This is a genomic window from Faecalitalea cylindroides ATCC 27803, from assembly GCF_000469305.1.
Taxonomy (GTDB): Bacteria; Bacillota_I; Bacilli_A; order Erysipelotrichales; family Erysipelotrichaceae; genus Faecalitalea; species Faecalitalea cylindroides.
In genome coordinates this window covers 56,744-75,548 of sequence record NZ_KI270964.1, presented here as the reverse complement: position 1 = coordinate 75,548, position 18,805 = coordinate 56,744, and the positions used below count along the sequence as shown (strand labels likewise).

The following is an 18,805-nucleotide window of genomic DNA, read 5'->3' as shown; positions in this document are numbered from 1 at the left end:
TGACCAATGTGGATGAAGATACAGATTTATATAGAATGGAGAATCAATGATGCAGGAAAAAATGCAAGATCTGATTATTGAACAAATAGAAAATGATGACTTAGAAAATGCTGAACACAGCATTCAAGAATATTGTTTTGAATATGGTAAGGATGAGTTTTACTATATGGCTTCAAGTGACGTTTTCTTGGCTAATGAAGAGTATGACTATGTTATTGAGTTAATGAACGATGCTCTTGAAGATGGTATAGAAAATGACATTGTATATGAACGTTTGGGAGATGCGTATTTTGGTTTACAGGATTTTGAAAACGCAATCCAGAATTTTAAACAGTGTCATTTAGAACAGGATGATCCGAATTTAATGCATACAATTTATATGATTGGTCTTTCTTATTTCCATTTACAGGATTATGAACATGCGATTTCTTATTTTGAAGATGTATTATTAGAAAATGAAACTCCGGAAGTCTTGTATAACTGTGCAGTTTCTTATTTATGTATCGGTAAAGTATCGCGTGCTATGGATTATTTTGAAAAGCTTTTAGATAATGATTATTTGATCGAGCCTATCTGCCAGGAATTAATTTTTACGAATTGTTTTGACGAGGCTGATCAGATTGCACAGAAGACAAACATGATTTCTAGTGCTTCTTTAAGTCGTATTAAAGCAGATTATTTATTTACCAATAACCGACTAGAGGAGGCTTTACCATATATCTTAGAGGCACTAAAAGAAATCAATAGCGATGCACTTAAATACAATCTTGCCTCTATTTATGAAAAGAACAATGATTTTGATAACGCAAATATCTTATTTCATGAAATCATAGAGAATTATGAATTAAAGGATGATGACCCTTTTGATTTTGTTCTGGCACATACGGAAGCACTAAAACATTTAAATATTTCAAATATTCAGTATTTGCGCTGTTTGGAACCTTATGTGCAAGATAACTGTGGCGCTTTTACTCTACTATTAAAATTTGCCTTGGATCATGATTTATACGATTACCAAGATTATTTGCTAAACGATGTAAATCATGCTGAACCGGAGAGTGATTCAGAATATATCTTTTATATGATGATCTTATTGGATATACATTTGAAACATAAAAGATATGAGATGGTAGTTGATATATTTGATCATATTCCTAAAGAGTATCAAACTTATTTTCTTACGCATAAGCTAAAAGCTTTATATCAATTGGAAGATTATGAAGGTGTTATTGGGATGTATGATGATGTGATGCCGGATGGCAATAATGCGATCATCATCTTAAAGGCTTGTTTAAAACTTGAAAGATATTCTGTTTCCAATCGTTTATTTAATGATATGTTACAGGTCGATCCTGAAAAAGTAGAAGGCAAAAAAATATTCTGGGAATATGTAGTAGATCATGTGGATTCTAGCTTTAATCTCGAATAAATTTTGTATTATGTAGGAAAAATGCTAAAATCAATAACAGGGGGCTGACATGAAAGTTCGTCATTGGATCTATTTTATCGCAGGATTTTTGGTTTTCTGGTTGATATTATCGTGTCTGATCAACAATATTTATATACTTCCTTCACCATTTATGGTGATAGAAATCATGATCAAACTTTTATTTGCGACCAGCTTTTATAGTTCTGTATTCATGAGCGTATTTCGTGCTGTGCTTTCTGTTATTGTTTCGTTTATAGTCGCAGTACTTATTGCGATCATTTCTTTAAGGAATCATTTCATATCTAGTTTATTGGAAAAAACAATATTGGTCTTACGTTCGATTCCGAATGTGACTTATGTGATCTTATTGTTATTTTGGGTTTCTAGAGAAACTATGGTATTTATAGTTTCCTTTTTATTGTTGTTTCCGATTATTTATCAAAATATCTTTGAGTCTTTAAAAGAACAGGAAAATCTGTGGCATGATGTTTTGATGATCTATCCGCAAAGTATGTATGTGACGGTTACACGAATTTATATTCCATTAATGAAATCAGCTGTAGTATCCAGCTTGATCAGTGCAAGCTCTTTAGCTTTTAAAGTAGGCGTTATGGCAGAAATACTTGGACAAGTTCAGACGGGTATTGGTCGGCAGATTCAGTTGGCAAGATTGGATATAGATCTAGCCAGTGTTATGGCATGGACGATTTGGTTGATTCTCATCGTATTTGTATTTGATGCGTTAATAAAGAAATTGTTACATTTGATCACTAGATAAGGGGGATATAATGCCTTTAGTCAGTATTTTGGTACCTGTATATAATGTTGAGCGTTATCTATCACGTTGTTTAGATTCACTAGTTGCGCAGACTTATAAAGATATTGAAATCATTATCATCAATGATGGATCGACGGACAATTCTAGAGATATAGCGTTGTTGTATTCAAAACGCTTTAACAATATATATGTATATGATTATGAAAATGCCGGGATTTCCACAACCCGAAATCGCGCTTTAGATAAAGCTCATGGTGACTATGTGATGTTTGTTGACAGTGATGATTTTCTAGCACGTAGAGCAATTGAGAAAATGATGGATGTCGTTCAAAGGGAACACTGTGATATCGTTGCTTGTGGATATGTGATGGATTTTGGCTTGTTTCCATTATTTAGAAAAGTTGCACCTAAAAAGACCATGACAAGTTTAGAAGCTTTACATAATATGGTATCTAATAAAGGTGTCAATAATTATCCCTGGGCAAAACTATTTTCAAAGAAGTGTTTTGACAATGTACGCTTTCCTTCCGGTACTAGAGGATTTGAGGATACACGCACGATTTTTAAGGCATTCCATAATGCAAAAAAAGTGTGCACGATTCCAAATCGATATTACCACTATGTTCAAAGAAGGGGGTCTTTGACCAACCATATGGATCTTGATACTGTATATGATATGCGTAAAGCGTATGAATATCAGGAAGCTTATTTGCATAAATTATATCCAGATGAAAAGTTCTCTTTTGATTCAAATTATTATAATTCTGATATGGTAATACTCTATACGTTGATTTTCTTCTATTCTAAAAAAGATAATCCGGTTTATATTCCTGCCAATATTGACTGGAAAAAGATCAATCCGATATTGTGTGTCGCTTATCGTATCTGGTTAGCAATTGCACGCTTCAAATTAGGATGGTCTTATGATAGACAATTGGAGAATAAACAATGAAAGTGCGATTAGCTACGATAGAAGATATGCCTGTGCTATTAGAAATTTATCAAAGAGCACGGGCTTTCATGATGCAGGCAGGCAATCCAAACCAATGGCCAGAAGGCCATCCATCAAAAGATGAGCTTTTAGAGGAAATGCAACAAGATCGTTTTTATGTGCTTGAAAGTGAAGGTATCATTCAGGCAAGTTTTGTATATTATCAAGGAATTGATCCATGTTACAAGATTATTTATGATGGTGAATGGCCAAATGATGAGCCATATGCAGTTTTACATAAGGTTGCTACTAGAGGCTTAAAAAGACACATGGGAGAAGAAATCTTAAATTATGCATTTAAACACAATAAAAATGTGCGTATAGATACGCATGAGGACAATATTCCTATGCAGAATTTATTGACTCGACATGGTTTTAAACACGTTGGCACAATCATTTTAAAAAATGGTGAACCAAGATGGGCATATCATTGGTGCAAGGATTGTAATTTTTCATAATTTTAGGTAAACTAGTAGCGTTTGAAGGAGAATATATATGGCATTTGAATCGTTAAGTGAACGCTTGAATAAAGCGATAAAGAATGTTTCCGGGCAGGGAAAACTGACTGAAAAAAATATGAATGAAATGCTGAAGGAAGTGCGCCTGTCACTTTTGGAAGCGGATGTTAACTATAATGTTGTTAAAGAGTTTGTTGAGAATGTAAAAGAAAAAGCTTTAGGCCAGGAAGTCATGGATTCATTAAATCCTGGACAGATGGTCGTTAAGATCGTTCGCGATGAAATTCAAACGTTATTAGGTGAAGAAGACGCAAAGATCAACTTTAAAAAACAAGGTATTACAACGTTGATGATGGTTGGTCTTCAAGGTACAGGTAAGACAACAGCATCTGCCAAGATCGCACGCTACTGCAAGCAGAAGCTGGCAAAAAGAGTTTTGTTAGTTGCATGTGACGTAGTCAGACCGGCAGCTATTGAACAGTTACAGACATTAGGCAAGAGTATTGACATTGAAGTATTTACACTAGGTGCCCAAACGCCAGCGGTTGAAACAGCTCGTCAGGCAATGCGCTATGCAGCGGATCGACAAAAAGATCTTGTGATCTTTGATACGGCAGGTCGTTTACATATTGATGATGAATTGATGAACGAGTTGTCTGAGATGAAAGAACTCGTTAAACCGGATGATATCTTATTGACAGTGGATGCAATGACAGGTCAGGATATTGTTACGGTTGCCAAAGAATTCAATGAACGTTTATCCATTACAGGCTTGGTTGTAACAAAGATGGATGGCGATGCTCGTGGTGGTGGACTGCTATCTGTTCGTAGCATTACCAATGTTCCTGTATTATTTGTTTCCAGTGGTGAAAAGGTAGAAGACCTTGAAGAATTCCATCCAGATCGTATGGCGGATCGAATTCTGGGCATGGGAGATATCGTTACCCTTGTTGAACAGGCACAGGAAAAACTGGATATGGAAGTTCAACAAAAGACGGCCAAGCGTATGCAGCAGGGTGTCTTTACATTTAACGATCTTTTGGATCAGTTTGGTCAGATCCAGAAAATGGGATCAATGCAGAATATGTTAAAGATGATCCCGGGAATGGGCAAGATGGTCAACAAGGTCGATGATGACCAGGTTAATGACTCTATGAAGAAAAATAAAGCCATTATCTTGTCTATGACACCTTTTGAACGAGAAAATCCTTCCTGCTTAAAGGCATCAAGAAAAAATCGTATTGCCAAAGGTGCCGGTGTCAAGGTGATGGATGTTAATAAATTGATCAATCAATTGGAACAAATGCAGATGCTTACAAAAGTCATGAACGGCGGAAAGATGCCAAATATGAATGCTTTAAGCAATATGCAAAGAGGTGCTGGAATGCCAGGTATGTCCAAACATACAGGAAGCAAAAAACAAAAGAAATCAAAAAAGAAAAAGAAGAAATAACCTACAGAATGTTCTATGCGAACATTCTTTTTCATTTTTTTAAGAAACAGAGTAATTTGTGCTATCATTTAATTATGAAAACGCTTAAAATCAGTTACATATTCCTCATTCTTCCTTTGATCCTTGGAATCATTGGGTTAACAGAAGCACAAATTCCAATGTCGGATGCACTTTTCTATTCTTTCAGCATGTACTTTGTTGCCTATGAAGGACCTGCCTATAACTATTATGTTGAAGCGGCAAGATGGTTAGCACCAATTATGACATTTAGCAGTGTTTTGATGTTCTTTTCATATTATCGTCAACGTATTTATAATTATATAAAATATCAAAGAAATGATAGTGTTGTACTATATGGAAACGCTGAATTATGCAGTATTATAAAACAATCACTAAATAACCCAATTATTGAAACAGAAGATTTTGAATTTGTAAAAGCACATCGATATATCTTATGTGGAGCTGAAGAAGAGAATCTTTTGTTTTATGAAAACCATAAAGAAAAATTAAGGGATAAGAAAGTTTATATTCAATGTGAAACACTACGTTCTCAACTCATATCGAATGATAATGTTAAATTATTTAATATGAATGAAATTAGTGCTAGACTATATTGGAATAAATTTGATATTAAAAAAATTTTAGCGAATATTAAAGATGCACATATTGTATTGATCGGATTTGGGAATTTAGGAAAAGAAATAATTCTGCAAGCTTTACAGAATAACATCTTTGACCCTGGCCAGCATATTACATATGATGTGTTTGGAGAAGAAGAACATTTTACTTCAATTTATTCGAGCTTAGCTAATATTTCTGATACTGTTGTATTTTATGATCATTGGGAGTCACATTTAGATCTTATCAACAAAGCTGACGTGGTTATTTTCTGCGAACAAAATAATCAGTTATCTATTATTCAAACTTTATTGATGCAGACAACGATAAATGAAATCGAAGTCTTTGCCGATAACCCTTCAATCTATGATTTATTATCAGAACAAAATCGACTCAATATTTTTGATTTTAAACAATTAGCTCTAACAAAAGAGAATATCTTTAATGAGAGAACTCTTGATGTAGCAAAAAGATTGAATTTAAGATATGCACATCTTTATAACAATGTTGAAGAAAATGAAGTGAATAAAGAGCTTGAATGGAATAAATTAGATACATTCACAAAATACTCGAATATCAGCAGTACAGATTATCACGTTACGCGTTTAAAGCTTATCCAAGATTGGGATTTAAATAATCTGACTGATGAACGGATTGATTACTTGGCACACTTGGAACATATACGTTGGAGTCGATATCATTACCTATCAAATTGGAAGTATGGAATTCCGGCAAATGGCAAAAATAAAGATTCTAAACAAAAAATACATATTGATTTGATTCCATATGAAAAACTCTCGAAAGTGGAAAAAGATAAAGATCGCGATACAGTTAAATTATTATTAGAATTTAAATAAGGAGGTGTGAAAATGGAACAAACAGAAGCTAAAGAAATTTATCAAATGGGTGTAGAAGCTCTAAATGATTGCGATTATAGAATGGCTGGAGCTTATTTTAAAAATGCTGCAAAAATGAATTATAAGCCAGCTATTGCGGCATTGGAAAAATTGATACTTGAAGGAAAGTACAAAAATGTACAATCAAAACAAACTTTGAGTTCGAACACAGAATCAAAAGAATTGTTTGAAAAAGGTGTTGATTATTATAAAGGCAGAAATAATACAAAAATTGATTATGTAAAAGCATTTGAATGCTTTTTATCCTCTTCAATAGATGGATATGCATTCGCTATGAATTGGCTTGGATATTGTTATGAATATGGTAAAGGAACCAAAAAGAATCTAGATTCTGCTTTTGGATGGTATGAAAAAGCAGCAAATGCAAATGTTGCAAATGCAATTTATCATTTAGGAAGATTATATTATGATGGGAAAGGAGTTCAACAAGATTACAATAAGGCTTTTGGTTTATTTAAAAAAGCTTGTGACTTAAGAGAAAGTCTAGCTTACGAGTATTTAGCAGATTGTTATTTTTACGGACAAGGTACAAAGATCAATTATGAAAAAGCACTCCAGTTTTATTTAAAAGTAAAGCCTAGAGGAGTTATTGAATACCAAATTGGATGTATCTATGCACGTGGTTTAAGCACTGGTTCTGATTATCCTAAGGCGGCTGAACACTTTCAAAAAGGTGTTGATTTTGGTCATGCCCCTAGTATGAACAATTTAGGTGCTTTGTATTATAATGGGGAAGGCGTTCAAAAAGATTACAATAAAGCTTTTGAACTGTTTAAAAAAGCATCGGATCTAGGTTATACCACAGCGCATGGTTGGTTAGCGGATTGTTATTATTATGGTAATGGTGCAAAAAAAGATTATCAAAAAGCACTCCAACTCTATTTAAAAGCAAAATCGAGCAGACATAATGAAGGTCAAATTGGATATATCTATGAACATGGATTAGGGACGCCAATTGATATTAATAAAGCAATTGAACATTATCAAAAAGGTGTTGATTTAGGTTGTACAGGGTGTATGCATAATTTAGGTACTTTGTATTATAAGGGAGAAGGATGTCAAAAAGATTATAATAAAGCCTTTGAATTGTTTAAAAAAGCATCAGATTTAGGTGAAATCGCAGCGCATGGTTGGTTAGCTAAGTGTTATTTTTACGGCTATGGAACGCAAAAAGATTATCAAAAAGCAATTGAACATTATCAAAAAAGTATTGATTTTGGGAATACTGATTCAATGATAAGTTTAGGGATTCTATATTACGAAGGAAAAGGTATTCAACAAGATTATCAAAAAGCTTTTGAATTGTTTAAAAAATCATCGGATTTAGAAAATAAGACAGCACATGCTTGGCTAGCTGAATGTTATTATTATGGCAATGGTACAAAAAAAGATTATCAAAAAGCACTTCAACTTTATCTAAAAGGAAATCTTTATGGATATACGCAAAGTCAAATTGGACGAATCTATGAAAGTGGACAAGGGGTCAAGAAAAATTTAACAGAGGCTTTGAATTGGTATAAAAAAGCTAATGAATCAGGAAAAGATTGCAAAGCAGATATTGAACGTATAAACAATCTTTTAAATAAGAAACCAGAGAATAAATCGATTGATAAGACTAAAGTAGAGACAAAAGCCAATTCAAATAAACCAATTAAGGCGTATGAAGGAGATAAACCGTATATCTTTGTGAGTTATTCTCATACCGATAGCAAGGTAGTAAAAGAAGTTTTACAAATGCTAATAAATCAAGGGTATCGCATTTGGTTTGATGAAGGAATCAGGGCAGGATCATCATGGACTGAAAATTTAATGAATCATATAAAAAATGCATCACATTTTATATTCTTTCTTTCTAGACATTCAATTAATTCAAAATATTGCTTAAAGGAATTGAGATTTGCAGATAGAAGAAATAAGATCATTATTCCGATTTGTATAGAAAATGTGAATGTTTCAGATGAAATTGATTTTTTATTAGGTGAAGTACAAATGCTTTTTAAAAACAATTTAGAAAAAGAAGAGTTTATGGAAAAGTTTAATAGTTCAAATCATATTGAGATATGCAGCAGGTGATCAAGATGAAAATATTTTTAACTATTCTTTGTTGCTTATTTCTTTTTAGCGGATGTGCTAAACCACAAGAATCTTTGAAACAAGTTGATTCGAACATTCTAGATCAATACTCTATGGTTGAAAAGAAAGAAGATTCAATCTATTTGATTTCAGGAGCTAATAATAGTTATGTGGTTTTTTATAAAATGAATGTAGATCCAGAGAGTGTTAATATGGGAATCAAAGATAAAGAATATTCAATTTCTTTTAATACGGGTGATAAAATAGATACTCTTGTATATGAACTGAATTTTAAACGTTCTGAAGATTCAAAATTGATCTTAATAGAAGATGGTCGTGAAGTTTCTTTTGAAACTGTGATACTGTCAAGCAAAAATACTTGACACTTTAAATAAGGCATGGTATTCTATACGAGCTTAAAGAAAAGGAAGGTTAAGAAAATGGTAAAATTACGTTTAAAAAGAATGGGTAAAAAGGGACGTCCTTTCTACCGTATCGTAGCAGCTGATTCACGTAGTCCTCGTGATGGACGTATCATTGAAGAAGTTGGTACATATAATCCAATCGCTACTGAAAATCAGGTAACTTTAAATAAAGAAGTTGCTATGAAATGGTTGAACAATGGAGCTAAACCAACTGATACTGTTCGTGCTATCTTGTCAAAAGAAGGCATCATGAAAGAATTTCATGAAGCTAAAATGTCAAAATAATGGTAGATTTAGAAAAAACGCTTTTAGATCTTTGTACACCACTTGTTGATGATAAGAACTCTTTATCGGTAAAGACAATGTCATCAACAAATGAAAACGAAGTCTTATTATACGTGTATGCGAACAGTGAAGATGTAGCTCGTCTAATTGGACGTAAAGGTTCAATGGCAAGCAGTATACGTCAGATGATGTCAATTGCTGCAAGAGAAACTCATAAGCGAGTTTCTGTGAAGTTTGAAGCTTATTAGGATGTGTGATCGCGCATCCTAATTTTTTTAAGGGAGGTAGAACATGCTTAGGGTAGCAACGATCATTAATACGCATGGTCTTAAAGGCGAATGTAAATTATACATTCATACAGATCAACCCCAGGAGCGCTTTAAAAAAGGAAATATTCTCTATCTGCAAGATGATACGGAATTAGAAGTAATTAGCTATCGTGAGCAGAAAGGGTTTGGCTATTGTAAGTTTGTTGGTGTTGATACAATAGAAAAAGCTGAAGCTTTAAAGACCAAAGAAGTGTTCATCAAAAAATCAGACCTTTTAAAGAGTGAAGATGAGTATTATTACTATGAACTGGTTGATTGTAAAGTATTTAATGAACAGGAGGAATATCTTGGCAAAGTCAGCGATATCTTGGAAACAGGAGCGAATTTGGTTCTGCGTATTCAAGATGGAAAAAAGAGCTTTTTACTTCCTTTTGTAGATGCTTTTTTGATTGATGTAGATGTCGAACAAAAAAAGATCACGATCAAAGAAATGGAAGGCTTGCGATGAAAATCAGTATTCTAACATTATTTCCAGAATATTTTGAACCTTTATGGAATACCAGCATCATCAAAAGAGCTAAAGAAAAAGATCTTTTTGAATACGAAGTGATCGATTTTCGAAAATTTACACAGGAAAAGCATGGTCATGTTGATGATACACCTTATGGTGGAGGTGCCGGTATGGTTTTGATGTGTCAACCGATACTGGATGCTTTAAAGAGCATACGTACAAAGGATAGCACTGTGATCTTATTGACTCCACAGGGTCAGACTTTTAATCAATCCAGGGCAAAAGAGCTTTCCTTAAAGGATCATTTGATCTTTATTTGTGGTCATTATGAAGGTTTTGATGAAAGAATTCGTGATTATGTTGATATTCAAATGTCTTTGGGAGATTTTGTCTTGACTGGTGGCGAATCGGCCTGTGTAGTTATGTGTGATGCCATTCTTCGTTTATTGCCAGGAGTCATTCGCCAGGATAGTTGGCAGGATGATTCATTCTCTAATGGTTTACTGGAATATCCTCAATATACAAAACCAGTAGAATATGATGGAAAAAGAGTACCGGATGTATTGTTGAGTGGACATCATGCCAATATTGCAAAATGGCGCCATCAAAAAGCTTTAGAGAATACATACTATCATCGTAAAGATTTATTAAACGAATATCCATTGACAAAAGAAGACAAAGATTTCTTAGATTCTTTATTGCCTAAAGAATAAAGATGTGATATCATATTTTAGCATTTATGCACGATCTGTTCCGCTGGCAGTTATTTTTGCGAATGAACAATATGATCGAACGAGATACAGGAGGAAAGAAAGATGAATTTAAATCTAGTTAACGAAATTACAAAATCTCAGTTAAAAACAGATATTCCTGAATTCCGTTCAGGAAGTACCGTACGAGTTCACGTTAAAATTATCGAAGGTGGAAAATCTCGTATCCAGGTTTTCGAAGGTGTTGTAATCGAACGTACAGGTGGAGGAATCGCAGAATCATTCACAGTTCGTAAGATTTCTAACCAGATCGGTGTAGAACGTAAATTCCCATTACACTCACCAATCATTGAAAAAATTGAAGTAGTTCGTCACGGTAAAGTTCGTCGTAACAAGTTACATTACTTACGCGGACGTTCTGGTAAAGCTGCTCGTTTAAAAGAAGTTCGTTAATTAGGCTGGATTATATATCCAGCTTTTTTTAAAATTGTGTATAATAAGGGTGTATTTAATTAAAGGGGTAGATGTTGATGAAAAAACTAAAGAAAAGTTCTTCATTTCGTTACAATGAAGAAGATGAAAGAACACTGTTAGAGGATATACTGGATTTTTTGAAGATTTTTGTGATCGGAACGGTCCTAATTTTGTTGTTTATTAATTTTATCGCACATCCAGTAACGGTTTATGGTAAGAGCATGGATCCAACACTGAAGGATGGAGAGATTGGATTTACGAATATTATTGGAACATTATTGACTGAACCAGAACGTGGGGAGGTTGTCGTGGTAAGAATGACAGATCCCGATACACAGGAAACAAGTCATTGGGTAAAACGTATCATTGGTATGCCAAACGAAACAATTGAATGTATCAATGAGCAAATCTATATCAATGGCGAAGTCTTGGATGAAAGTGAATATATTGATGAAGATTATAAACAAAGCATGATCGATCAATTTGGATATTTTAATATGGATTTTGGTCCGATTACTTTAGGAGAAGATGAGTATTTTGTGATGGGAGACAACCGCCCATATTCAAAAGATTCTCGCGATACTTCAGTAGGTCCTGTTCATAAAGATCAGATTTTTGGCAAAAATGTGATCGTTATCTTTCCATTAAGCGAAATGGGTGTTAAGTAGGAGAGACTATGCAGAATTCAAAAAAAATACAATGGTTTCCAGGACATATGACAAAGGCTGCCAGGCAGATGGAAGAAAACTTGAAGAAAGTCGATTTTGTCATCGAGATCCGTGATGCCAGGATACCAGATTCGAGTCGAAATCCTATGCTGGATGGCATCATTCATACAAAACCTAGATTGATCATCTTGTCTAAAAAAGACAAAGCAGATCCTAAATTAACCAAAGAGTGGATCACGTATTTAGAAAAAGACAATGTACGTGTCATTGCCTTGGATTTAGTACATGAGAATTATAAAGCAGCTATTGTACAGGCTTCTAAAACTTTGTGTGCTTCTTTTATAGAAAAACAAAAACGCCGCGGAATCAAGCCCAGGGCTTTACGTGCCATGGTGTGTGGGATTCCTAATGTTGGCAAGTCAACTATGATCAATACTTTGGCTAAGAGAAAAGCGGCCAAAACAGCAGATAAGCCAGGAGTTACAAAAAGTCTACAATGGATCAAATTGGATAAAGATCTTGAGCTTTTGGATACACCAGGGGTATTATGGCCTAAATTTGATGACCAGCAGATTGGTTTAAAGCTTGCTTTGTTGGGATCGATTCGTGATGAGGTCGTAACCATGGATGAGTTAGCAATGTTTGCGGTTGAATGGTTGATGGAAAATAATCCTTCTTCTTTGATTGAAACCTATGGAATCGAAATTCAAGACACACCATGGCATACATTAGAACAAGTTGCGATCAAGCGAGGATATCTTCAAAAAGGACAGATTGATGAGAATCGATTGATGAATTCGTTTGTCAAAGATATGCGTGAAAATAAATGTGGGCTGATTACCTGGGAGAAACCAAATGTTGGATAGGCCAATTGATTTTGATCATTGGGATCTGCATCAAGATGTTCTAGGCATTGATGAAGCCGGACGTGGTCCGATTGCCGGTCCATTGGTCGTAGCTGGTGTCTGTTTTGAAAAAGGATTTACAAATAAAATGATCGATGATTCCAAAAAGTTGACAGAGAAAAAAAGAGAAGCTTTGTTCTCCTTGATCACCAATGAAGCTTTGTGGTATCAAATACTGGTCATTGAAGAAAAGATCATCGATAAAAAGAATATCTATCGCACAACGCAGGAGGCAATGTTGGAAATAGCGCATAATGCACCTGTTGATATCGTTTTAAGTGATGCCATGCCTTTACCATCGCTGGACAAGGAATGGGAATCGGTTATAAAAGGAGATCAAAAATCTTTATCGATTGCAGCTGCCAGCATCTTAGCCAAAGTTACACGAGATCGATATATGAAAAAGCTGGATGAGCTGTATCCTATGTATGGATTTAGTAAACATAAAGGATATCCAACGAAGGCACATATAGAGGCATTAAATACATATGGTGTCTTAGACTGCCATAGAAGAAGTTATGGGCCTGTGCAAAAAATGTTGGAAATTAAACTTTTTTAGGAACTTTTTGTTCCTTTTTCTTTTTGCGGTGTAATAGAAAGTATGAATGAAATGAGAAAAGCTATTTTGTATTATGCCATAAAATATCAAGGTGATTGGAATAAGATCGGACAAGCGATACGATCAAAAGAAAGTTTTCAGGAAATTAAGATTTCTGAGTCATATGTCACAATCGTAGATGAAGCCTATCCATTATCGTTTCGACAACTTCGCTTTCCACCATGGATCATCTTTTATCGAGGTAATTATGATCTATTGGAAAAAAGATGTGTGGGAATCGTTGGAGCAAGAAACTGCAGTCAAAAGGCTATAGAAAATGCGACTCTTGTCAGTCAGCGCTTAAAACAACGTTACTGCATCGTATCGGGTTTGGCAAAAGGAATTGATGCGGCAAGTCATTGGGCAAGTTTAGACAAGGATACGATAGGAATCATTGGCTGTGGTATTGATCGAATTTATCCGTATGTGAATAAAGAGCTGTTTTTAAAGATGTATGCCATACAGCTTGTGATCAGTGAATATCCACCCGGGGTTGCTCCATATGCCAGAAATTTTCCTTGGAGAAATCGTTTGATTGCGGCTTTAAGCGAGTCCTTGATCGTGATCGAAGCTACGATCAAAAGTGGAACGATGTTAACGGTGAATGAGATGTTGGAACTTTCGAAACCGGTCTATTGTTTACCAACAGCTTTTAATGATGTAAGGTATCAAGGATGTAATTATTTAATTAGTCAGGGAGCAAATATTTTGTCAAGTGAAAAGGAATTAGAATATCTTTAGGAATTGACAAATCAATTTTTTTATTGTTTTATAGAGCGTGAACATTGGAGGGAGTTTTACGAAGATGAAAAAGAATTTAGTTATCGTTGAGTCTCCATCAAAATCTAAAACGATTGAAAAATATCTTGGAAAAGATTACAAGGTCGTTTCCAGCAAAGGTCATATTTGTGATTTGGCCACAAGTGGAAAAGAAGGGTTAGGAATTGATGTAGATCACGATTTTGAACCTACATATAAAATAAGTAAAGAGAAAAAAGACGTAGTAAAAGAGTTAAAAGAACTGACAAAGAAAGCCAAAGATGTATATCTGGCCAGTGACCCGGACCGTGAAGGGGAGGCAATCGCATGGCATTTAGCTAGAGTTCTTGATTTAGATATCGACACGACAAAGCGTATCGTGTTTCATGAAGTAACCAAACCGGCTATCCTTGAAGCTATGGAACATCCCAAGCATATTGATATGGATTTGGTAAGAAGTCAGGAAACAAGACGAATGTTAGACCGTATCATTGGATTTAAATTGAGCAAGTTATTACAAAACAAGATTCGTTCAAAATCAGCTGGACGTGTACAGTCTGTAGCACTTAAGTTGATCGTAGAAAGAGAAAATGAAATCAAAGCGTTCAAATCGGAAGAGTATTGGAGCGTTCATGCCAATCTGAAAAAAGGGACACAGAGTTTTGAAGCAACTTTGTCTAAAGTAGATGGTAAAAAACCAAAACTAAAGAATGAGCAACAGGCTAGTGAAATTGTCGAACGATCAAAAGGCGATTTTATTGCGACTTCGATCACAAAACGCTCAAAGAAAAAAAAGCCTAAGCTTCCTTTTACAACATCAACAATGCAGCAGGAAGCAAGTACCAAATTAGGATTTGGAGCTAGAAAGACCATGAGCATTGCCCAGAAGATGTATGAAGGTATTGATTTAGGAGGACAGATGCAAGGTCTTATCACATATATGCGTTCAGATTCTACGCGTCTTTCTGATTTGTTTGTCAAAGATACGTTAGCTTATATCCAAGACGAATATGGAAAAGAATATGTTGGTAAGGCGCATACCAAAAATAAAGCCAATACGCAGGATGCCCATGAAGCCATTCGTCCTACGGATATCAAAAATACGCCTGAAAGTATCAAACAATATTTGACCAATGATCAATATCGTTTATACTCTTTGATTTATGCCAGAACATTGGCATCCTTAATGAAAGAGGCAAGCTTTAATGTTACTACAATTACATTTGAAGTGGATGGTTTGCAGTATAGCGCAAGTGGACAGACAATGGCTTTTGATGGATACACAAAAGTTTATAAGAAATATGAAAAGCAAACAGATGAACTCTTGCCGAAAATTGAAGAGAATGAAGTGTTCCATGATGTGGTTGTAGAACCAAAGCAGCACTTCACAGAACCACCGGCTCGTTATACAGAAGCTAGATTGATCAAAGAACTAGAAGAAAAATCAATCGGTCGACCTAGTACATATGCAACGATCATAGATACTTTGCAAAAACGAGGATATGCAACACTTGAGAAAACTTCTGAAACCAGCAAGACCAAGGTGTTTGTTCCAACAAAGCAGGGAATGTTGACAGATGAAAAACTGGGGCAGTATTTTTCCGATGTGATCAATGTTGAATATACGGCGGATATGGAAAAGACCTTGGATGAAATTGCGGAAGGAAAACAAGATTCAATCGCATATATGCATCAATTCTATGATAAATTTGCTCCTATCGTTGAAGATGCGTATTCAAAAATGCCAAAGATGGAATTAGAAAAAGTTGGAAGAACCTGCCCTTCTTGTGGAGGCGATCTAGTTTATAGAAATGGACGTTATGGCAAGTTTATTTCGTGCATCAATTTTCCTTCCTGTCGTTATACTGAAAATGATGAAGCAGAGCAGGAGAATGCAGATCCAAATCAAGAAGAAAAGATTTGTCCAAATTGTGGCAGCAAGATGATCATAAAAAAAGGTCGTTATGGGCCTTTCTGGGCTTGTTCAAACTATCCTGAGTGTAAGACGATACAGCCTTTAAAAGAAAAGGCAAAACCAGAACCAACAGGAGAGATGTGTCCAGAATGTGGTCATGAACTGGTTAAACGTAAATCGCGCTATGGTACAACTTTTATAGGTTGTTCAAATTATCCAAAATGTCGTTATATTAAAAAAGAACCGAAGGAAAAGAAATAATGGAAAAACAAGTTACGATCATTGGAGCCGGCCTTGCTGGGTGTGAGGCGGCTTATCAATGTGCAAAACGAGGAATAAAAGTTAATTTGATTGAGATGCGACCTAAAAAATATCCGCCAGCATTTCATACAGATTTATTTGGAGAACTAGTATGTTCGAATTCATTGCGTTCCAATTCTTTGAACAATGCAGTGGGAATCTTAAAAGAAGAGTTGCGATTATTGGATTCACTGATCATAAAAGCTGCGGATGCGACCAGCGTTCCTGCAGGAAGTGCTTTGGCTGTAGATAGAGAAAGTTTTTCGCACTATATTACGGATACGATTCGAAATCATGAAAATATTACTGTCATCAATGAAGAAATCACAGAGATCCCTGAAGGGCCATGCATCATTGCGACCGGCCCTTTGACAAGTGATGATTTAGCTAAGGCCATTTGTGAGTATCTTCATACTGGTACGCTTCATTTTTATGATGCAGCTGCTCCAATTGTTGAAAAAGACAGTATCGATTTTAATAAAGCTTATTATAAGTCTCGTTATGATAAAGGAGAGGCTAGTTATATCAATTGTCCGATGGATGCACAAGAGTTTGAACAGTTTTATGATGCCTTGATCCATGCCCAATGTGCACATTTACATGATTTTGAAGATGAGAAGTATTTTGAAGGATGTATGCCAATTGAAGAAATGGCAAAACGAGGCAAGAAAACATTATTGTTTGGGCCTTTGAAACCAGTCGGTTTACAAAAAGATGAAAATCATCATCCTGTTGCGGTCGTGCAGTTACGTCAGGATAATGTTGCAGCTTCTATGTACAATATTGTTGGTTTTCAAACCCATCTAACATGGCCGGAACAAAGAAGAGTATTCTCCTTGATTCCTGGTTTGGAAAATTTAAAGATTACTCGTTATGGTGTCATGCATCGAAATTCTTATTTATCGAGTCCAACTTGTTTAAAAGAAACATACCAAACACAAATTCGTGAGGATCTGTTCTTTGCCGGGCAGATCACAGGTGTTGAAGGATATGTGGAATCTTGTGCAAGTGGGATGATTGCCGGGATCAACATGGCTCGTTATTTAAACGATAAAGAACCAATTATCTTTGGAAATACATGTGTGATGGGTTCTCAGGCATATTATGTGACTCATTGTGATCCAAAACATTTCCAGCCAATGAACGCCAATTTTGGCATCATGCATTTGAATGAGAAATGTAGAAAACATGAACGTAAAGAGAAATTATGCAATCAGGCACTCGAACGCATCAAAACGATACAGGGGCTTTTAGATGAATGAGTTGATTGAACGATTTCTACAATATATATATCGTAGAAATTCCCAGTCTGAAAAAACCGTTGATGCTTATAAAAGGGATTTAACTCAATTTAAAGAATATCTTGAAAGTCAGGGGATCACAAATTTTGAAGATGTAGATCGTCTGACTTTTATGAATTTTTTGATGGAGCTAAGAGTTTTACCGGATGGAACATCGGCGAAAAATTCAACGATTGCTCGTAAGATTTCTACATATCGATCATTCTATCGTTACCTGAATGAATATATCGGAATCAATGCCAACCCGCTTTCTTCAATCAAGACGCCTAAAAATAAAAGAAAAATTCCAGATTTCTTATTTCTTTCAGAGATAGAAAATTTTTTAGACACATATGATGAAAATGACCCGATTGAGTTTCGGGATAAGACCATGTTTACTATGATGTATGCCTGTGGTCTTCGTGTTAGCGAACTGGTTAATTTGAAATGGCAGGATGTTGATCTGAATCAAAGGTGTGTACGCATCCTGGGAAAAGGAAATAAAGAAAGAATCGTACCTTTTTTCAAAGGATTTGAAAAAGAACTGAAGAAATATCGTCTTGTATATTATGAAAAATATGAAAAAGGCGATAATCATGTATTCATTTCACAAAAAGGAAAAGGACTGACTTCAAGAGGCGTTCAGTTTTTAATGAAAAAACATGCATTAAATATAGGAATGGACATGGATGTGCATCCACATATGTTTCGTCATAGCTTCGCGACGCATTTGTTGGATAATGGTGCCGATATTCGTGTTGTCCAGGAACTTTTAGGGCATGCTTCTTTATCAACGACCCAGATTTATACGCATGTCTCGACCAAACAGCTCAAAGATGTGTATCAGAAGGCACATCCTTTGGCAAAACAATGATATTTTTACTTGAATAGTCGATATTGACTTGTTATAATCTAGTAGCGCGAAAATGCGCGAATACACACATCATGGATTCGTTTGCCCGTGCATCAAAGATGTTGCATTCGTTTGA

At 35.1% G+C, this 18,805-nt stretch carries 20 protein-coding genes; all 20 read left to right on the top strand.

Features of this window, described 5'->3' with window-relative positions; genetic code table 11:
- The first annotated feature begins 49 nt into the window (after positions 1–49).
- The 20 genes from HMPREF0367_RS01510 to xerA all read left to right on the top strand — a co-directional run bounded on the left by HMPREF0367_RS01510 (position 50) and on the right by xerA (position 18,690).
- A complete protein-coding gene (locus tag HMPREF0367_RS01510) occupies positions 50–1,429 on the top strand; it encodes a tetratricopeptide repeat protein (protein WP_035400445.1) in 1,380 nt (459 codons plus the stop codon).
- Between the two features lie 49 nt (positions 1,430–1,478).
- Positions 1,479–2,207 carry an ABC transporter permease gene (locus tag HMPREF0367_RS01505; protein WP_035400442.1) on the top strand — a complete coding sequence of 243 codons (729 nt, stop codon included), beginning with the start codon at positions 1,479–1,481 and terminating at the stop codon, positions 2,205–2,207.
- 10 nt (positions 2,208–2,217) lie between these two features.
- Positions 2,218–3,159 (top strand): glycosyltransferase family 2 protein, encoded by a 942-nt coding sequence (locus HMPREF0367_RS01500; protein WP_035400439.1) that lies wholly within the window; start codon positions 2,218–2,220, stop codon positions 3,157–3,159.
- Positions 3,156–3,656, top strand: a complete 501-nt coding sequence (locus tag HMPREF0367_RS01495) for a GNAT family N-acetyltransferase (RefSeq protein WP_035400437.1) — start codon at positions 3,156–3,158, stop codon at positions 3,654–3,656. Before HMPREF0367_RS01500 ends, HMPREF0367_RS01495 begins: the two co-directional genes overlap by 4 nt.
- Positions 3,657–3,693: 37 nt before the next feature.
- A complete protein-coding gene (ffh, locus tag HMPREF0367_RS01490; protein WP_035400435.1) occupies positions 3,694–5,109 on the top strand; it encodes a signal recognition particle protein in 1,416 nt (471 codons plus the stop codon).
- A gap of 74 nt (positions 5,110–5,183) precedes the next feature.
- On the top strand, positions 5,184–6,584 hold the full coding sequence (locus tag HMPREF0367_RS01485) for a RyR domain-containing protein (RefSeq protein ID WP_169815927.1): 1,401 nt from the start codon (positions 5,184–5,186) through the stop codon (positions 6,582–6,584).
- 12 nt (positions 6,585–6,596) lie between these two features.
- Positions 6,597–8,717, top strand: a complete 2,121-nt coding sequence (locus tag HMPREF0367_RS01480; RefSeq protein ID WP_035400429.1) for a TIR domain-containing protein — start codon at positions 6,597–6,599, stop codon at positions 8,715–8,717.
- 5 nt (positions 8,718–8,722) lie between these two features.
- The gene (locus HMPREF0367_RS01475) at positions 8,723–9,100 is read left to right on the top strand and encodes a hypothetical protein (RefSeq protein ID WP_035400427.1); all 378 of its coding nucleotides are present in this window, start codon (positions 8,723–8,725) and stop codon (positions 9,098–9,100) included.
- Between the two features lie 57 nt (positions 9,101–9,157).
- Positions 9,158–9,427, top strand: a complete 270-nt coding sequence (rpsP, locus tag HMPREF0367_RS01470) for a 30S ribosomal protein S16 (protein WP_022355834.1) — start codon at positions 9,158–9,160, stop codon at positions 9,425–9,427.
- Positions 9,427–9,675: a KH domain-containing protein gene (locus HMPREF0367_RS01465; RefSeq protein WP_015535709.1), complete on the top strand. Its 249-nt coding sequence runs from the start codon at positions 9,427–9,429 to the stop codon at positions 9,673–9,675. The genes rpsP and HMPREF0367_RS01465 overlap by 1 nt, the downstream gene beginning before the upstream one ends.
- A 43-nt stretch (positions 9,676–9,718) precedes the next feature.
- On the top strand, positions 9,719–10,204 hold the full coding sequence (gene rimM / locus HMPREF0367_RS01460) for a ribosome maturation factor RimM (protein ID WP_035400424.1): 486 nt from the start codon (positions 9,719–9,721) through the stop codon (positions 10,202–10,204).
- Entirely contained in the window at positions 10,201–10,920 is a 720-nt protein-coding gene (gene trmD / locus HMPREF0367_RS01455; protein WP_035400422.1) for a tRNA (guanosine(37)-N1)-methyltransferase TrmD, read from the top strand. The genes rimM and trmD overlap by 4 nt, the downstream gene beginning before the upstream one ends.
- A gap of 102 nt (positions 10,921–11,022) precedes the next feature.
- The gene (rplS, locus tag HMPREF0367_RS01450; protein WP_022355831.1) at positions 11,023–11,370 is read left to right on the top strand and encodes a 50S ribosomal protein L19; all 348 of its coding nucleotides are present in this window, start codon (positions 11,023–11,025) and stop codon (positions 11,368–11,370) included.
- Positions 11,371–11,447: 77 nt separating this feature from the next.
- Positions 11,448–12,059: a signal peptidase I gene (lepB, locus tag HMPREF0367_RS01445; RefSeq protein ID WP_051335117.1), complete on the top strand. Its 612-nt coding sequence runs from the start codon at positions 11,448–11,450 to the stop codon at positions 12,057–12,059.
- Between the two features lie 8 nt (positions 12,060–12,067).
- On the top strand, positions 12,068–12,925 hold the full coding sequence (gene ylqF / locus HMPREF0367_RS01440) for a ribosome biogenesis GTPase YlqF (protein ID WP_022355829.1): 858 nt from the start codon (positions 12,068–12,070) through the stop codon (positions 12,923–12,925).
- A complete protein-coding gene (locus HMPREF0367_RS01435) occupies positions 12,915–13,523 on the top strand; it encodes a ribonuclease HII (protein WP_051335116.1) in 609 nt (202 codons plus the stop codon). Before ylqF ends, HMPREF0367_RS01435 begins: the two co-directional genes overlap by 11 nt.
- Before the next feature lie 42 nt (positions 13,524–13,565).
- On the top strand, positions 13,566–14,303 hold the full coding sequence (locus tag HMPREF0367_RS01430) for a DNA-processing protein DprA (protein WP_081683604.1): 738 nt from the start codon (positions 13,566–13,568) through the stop codon (positions 14,301–14,303).
- Between the two features lie 64 nt (positions 14,304–14,367).
- Positions 14,368–16,497 carry a type I DNA topoisomerase gene (gene topA / locus HMPREF0367_RS01425; protein WP_035400416.1) on the top strand — a complete coding sequence of 710 codons (2,130 nt, stop codon included), beginning with the start codon at positions 14,368–14,370 and terminating at the stop codon, positions 16,495–16,497.
- Positions 16,497–17,798, top strand: a complete 1,302-nt coding sequence (gene trmFO / locus HMPREF0367_RS01420; RefSeq protein WP_035400414.1) for a methylenetetrahydrofolate--tRNA-(uracil(54)-C(5))-methyltransferase (FADH(2)-oxidizing) TrmFO — start codon at positions 16,497–16,499, stop codon at positions 17,796–17,798. The genes topA and trmFO overlap by 1 nt, the downstream gene beginning before the upstream one ends.
- Positions 17,791–18,690, top strand: coding sequence for a site-specific tyrosine recombinase/integron integrase (xerA, locus tag HMPREF0367_RS01415; protein WP_035400412.1), 900 nt, complete (start codon positions 17,791–17,793; stop codon positions 18,688–18,690). The genes trmFO and xerA overlap by 8 nt, the downstream gene beginning before the upstream one ends.
- Positions 18,691–18,805 lie beyond the last annotated feature (115 nt).

Excerpts from the sequence above, each read along its gene's own strand:
- HMPREF0367_RS01510 (WP_035400445.1), top strand. The coding sequence starts at position 50 with ATGCAGGAAAAAATGCAAGATCTGATTATTGAACAAATAGAAAATGAT.
- HMPREF0367_RS01505 (WP_035400442.1), top strand. The coding sequence starts at position 1,479 with ATGAAAGTTCGTCATTGGATCTATTTTATCGCAGGATTTTTGGTTTTC.
- HMPREF0367_RS01500 (WP_035400439.1), top strand. The coding sequence starts at position 2,218 with ATGCCTTTAGTCAGTATTTTGGTACCTGTATATAATGTTGAGCGTTAT.
- HMPREF0367_RS01495 (WP_035400437.1), top strand. The coding sequence starts at position 3,156 with ATGAAAGTGCGATTAGCTACGATAGAAGATATGCCTGTGCTATTAGAA.
- ffh (WP_035400435.1), top strand. The coding sequence starts at position 3,694 with ATGGCATTTGAATCGTTAAGTGAACGCTTGAATAAAGCGATAAAGAAT.
- HMPREF0367_RS01485 (WP_169815927.1), top strand. The coding sequence starts at position 5,184 with ATGAAAACGCTTAAAATCAGTTACATATTCCTCATTCTTCCTTTGATC.
- HMPREF0367_RS01480 (WP_035400429.1), top strand. The coding sequence starts at position 6,597 with ATGGAACAAACAGAAGCTAAAGAAATTTATCAAATGGGTGTAGAAGCT.
- HMPREF0367_RS01475 (WP_035400427.1), top strand. The coding sequence starts at position 8,723 with ATGAAAATATTTTTAACTATTCTTTGTTGCTTATTTCTTTTTAGCGGA.
- rpsP (WP_022355834.1), top strand. The coding sequence starts at position 9,158 with ATGGTAAAATTACGTTTAAAAAGAATGGGTAAAAAGGGACGTCCTTTC.
- HMPREF0367_RS01465 (WP_015535709.1), top strand. The coding sequence starts at position 9,427 with ATGGTAGATTTAGAAAAAACGCTTTTAGATCTTTGTACACCACTTGTT.
- rimM (WP_035400424.1), top strand. The coding sequence starts at position 9,719 with ATGCTTAGGGTAGCAACGATCATTAATACGCATGGTCTTAAAGGCGAA.
- trmD (WP_035400422.1), top strand. The coding sequence starts at position 10,201 with ATGAAAATCAGTATTCTAACATTATTTCCAGAATATTTTGAACCTTTA.
- rplS (WP_022355831.1), top strand. The coding sequence starts at position 11,023 with ATGAATTTAAATCTAGTTAACGAAATTACAAAATCTCAGTTAAAAACA.
- lepB (WP_051335117.1), top strand. The coding sequence starts at position 11,448 with ATGAAAAAACTAAAGAAAAGTTCTTCATTTCGTTACAATGAAGAAGAT.
- ylqF (WP_022355829.1), top strand. The coding sequence starts at position 12,068 with ATGCAGAATTCAAAAAAAATACAATGGTTTCCAGGACATATGACAAAG.
- HMPREF0367_RS01435 (WP_051335116.1), top strand. The coding sequence starts at position 12,915 with ATGTTGGATAGGCCAATTGATTTTGATCATTGGGATCTGCATCAAGAT.
- HMPREF0367_RS01430 (WP_081683604.1), top strand. The coding sequence starts at position 13,566 with ATGAATGAAATGAGAAAAGCTATTTTGTATTATGCCATAAAATATCAA.
- topA (WP_035400416.1), top strand. The coding sequence starts at position 14,368 with ATGAAAAAGAATTTAGTTATCGTTGAGTCTCCATCAAAATCTAAAACG.
- trmFO (WP_035400414.1), top strand. The coding sequence starts at position 16,497 with ATGGAAAAACAAGTTACGATCATTGGAGCCGGCCTTGCTGGGTGTGAG.
- xerA (WP_035400412.1), top strand. The coding sequence starts at position 17,791 with ATGAATGAGTTGATTGAACGATTTCTACAATATATATATCGTAGAAAT.